Below are 237 nucleotides of genomic sequence, written 5' to 3'. Positions count from 1 at the left end.
GATGAATATCTCGCACGGCAAAGCCCGCCCGTTCTCGGGTTATCCCACCGGGTCCTAAGGCACTAATCCGCCGTTTGTGAGTTAACTCAGCTAAAGGATTGGTTTGATCCATAAACTGAGACAATTGAGAGGAACCAAAGAACTCTTTAATCGCAGCCACCATAGGTTTGTGATTCACCAGCGAAGTTGTGGTTAACGACTCCCCGTCCGAGTCGGTCATACGTTCCTGAATCGTCC

At 49.8% G+C, this 237-nt stretch carries 1 protein-coding gene; it reads right to left on the bottom strand.

The annotated features are described in order from the left end of the window. A partial coding sequence (locus tag R0J87_RS24610) for a hypothetical protein (protein ID WP_498889660.1) occupies positions 1-237 on the bottom strand: 237 nt, incomplete at both ends.

The organism is Halomonas sp. SIMBA_159, assembly GCF_046536035.1.
In the GTDB taxonomy this organism is placed as follows: domain Bacteria; phylum Pseudomonadota; class Gammaproteobacteria; order Pseudomonadales; family Halomonadaceae; genus Vreelandella; species Vreelandella venusta_A.
This window is presented reverse-complemented; position numbering and strand designations above follow the sequence as displayed.